Source organism: Streptococcus sp. 3613 (assembly GCF_013277375.1).
GTDB lineage: Bacteria > Bacillota > Bacilli > Lactobacillales > Streptococcaceae > Streptococcus > Streptococcus pseudopneumoniae.
The window spans coordinates 1-1,909 of the sequence record NZ_VMMV01000011.1 but is presented as its reverse complement, the minus strand read 5'-3'; the positions used below and the strand labels follow the sequence as shown (position 1 = coordinate 1,909).

At 41.2% G+C, this 1,909-nt stretch carries 2 protein-coding genes; both read right to left on the bottom strand.

Annotated features, from left to right (window positions below; all coding sequences use genetic code 11):
• The coding region (locus tag HT708_RS11660) for a hypothetical protein (protein ID WP_345889799.1) at positions 1-206 on the bottom strand (206 nt) is incomplete at its 3' end.
• 96 nt (positions 207-302) lie between these two features.
• Complete coding sequence (tuf, locus tag HT708_RS01405; protein WP_172925885.1) at positions 303-1,499, bottom strand: elongation factor Tu; 1,197 nt, start codon at positions 1,497-1,499, stop codon at positions 303-305.
• Positions 1,500-1,909: the final 410 nt, after the last annotated feature.

Below are 1,909 nucleotides of genomic sequence, written 5' to 3'. Positions count from 1 at the left end.
TTATCTACAACCTCAAAAACATATTTTGAGCTGACTTCGTCAGTTCTATCTGCAACCTCAAGACAGTGTTTTGAGCTGACTTCGTCAGTTCTATCTGCAACCTCAAGACAGTGTTTTGAGCTAACTTCGTCAGTCTTATCTACAACCTCAAGACAGTGTTTTGAGCAGCCTGCAGCTAGCTTCCTAGTTTGCTCTTTGATTTTCATTGAGTATTAGTTCAATATCTGAAAAAAAGAACCTTGCAAAGCAAGATTCTTTTAGTGTCTGACTTAAATAATTGTTCTTCTGGGAACTAAATCGAATTAAGCTTCGATTTCTGTAACCATACCTGAACCAACAGTACGTCCACCCTCACGGATAGAGAATGTAGTACCTTGTTCTACGGCGATTGGGTGGATCAACTCAACGTCGATTGTCACGTTATCACCAGGCATTACCATTTCAGTACCTGCTGGAAGTTCGATTGAACCTGTAACGTCAGTAGTACGGAAGTAGAATTGTGGACGGTAGTTGTTGAAGAATGGAGTGTGACGTCCACCTTCTTCTTTAGTAAGGATGTAGACTTCACCTTTGAATTTAGTGTGTGGGTTGATTGAACCTGGTTTAGCGATAACTTGTCCACGTTCGATTTCATCACGTTGAACACCACGAAGAAGGACACCTACGTTATCTCCGGCAAGACCTTCGTCAAGTTGTTTACGGAACATTTCAACACCAGTAACAACTGCTTTTTGAGTTTCTTCTTTGATACCAACGATTTCGATTTCGTCGTTGACTTTAACGATACCACGGTCGATACGTCCTGAAGCAACTGTACCACGTCCAGTGATTGAGAATACGTCCTCGACTGGAAGAAGCAATGGTTTGTCAGTGTCACGTTCTGGTTCTGGGATGTACTCATCAACTGTGTTCATCAATTCCATAACGATGTCTTCGTATTTAGAGTCACCTTCAAGAGCTTTAAGAGCTGAACCTTGGATAACTGGAAGATCGTCACCTGGGAAGTCGTATTCTGACAATAGGTCACGGATTTCCATTTCAACCAATTCAAGCAATTCTTCGTCGTCAACCAAGTCAACTTTGTTCATGAAGACGATAAGGTATTTAACACCAACCTGACGTGAAAGAAGGATGTGCTCACGAGTTTGTGGCATTGGTCCGTCAGTTGAAGCTACTACAAGGATAGCTCCGTCCATTTGAGCGGCACCAGTGATCATGTTTTTAACGTAGTCCGCGTGTCCTGGAGCGTCGATGTGAGCGTAGTGACGTTTTTCAGTTTCGTACTCAACGTGCGCAGTGTTGATTGTGATACCGCGTTCGCGTTCTTCTGGAGCAGCATCGATAGACGCATAGTCTTTAGGTTGGTTAACTGATGAAGGCAAGCGACGTGCCAAAACAGTTGTGATAGCTGCAGTTAGGGTAGTTTTTCCGTGGTCAACGTGTCCGATAGTACCAATGTTAACGTGTGGTTTACTACGATCGTATTTTTCTTTTGCCATTTGAGTAAAAGCCTCCAATAAAATATATTTTATAGATAGACAGTAGGCAATACAGTCTAACTTTCCTTACTATTTTATCAAATTTCAGCTAAATTGCAAGTGTTTTACAACGTTTTTGTGAATTATTCTTGGTAAAAATTTAACTGAAAGTTCTATAATGAAGTTAGCCACCCAGCCCTCCTAAAAATTAGATGGTTCAACTAGCTGATAGCTAGTACTCGATTTCATTTGATAAGAGGCTTGATGCTGTTAGGCTGACAAGCCAAGGCTAAGATTAGCCTTGGTTTAGCTGACAAAACTGCTTCAAGGGTTCCTCTTGTCAAATGAAAGCTCTTCTAGGCATAAGAAAACACCTCTGTGTTATACTTGTTGTTCAACCACAAACACAAGAAAAAACCATTATACTACAA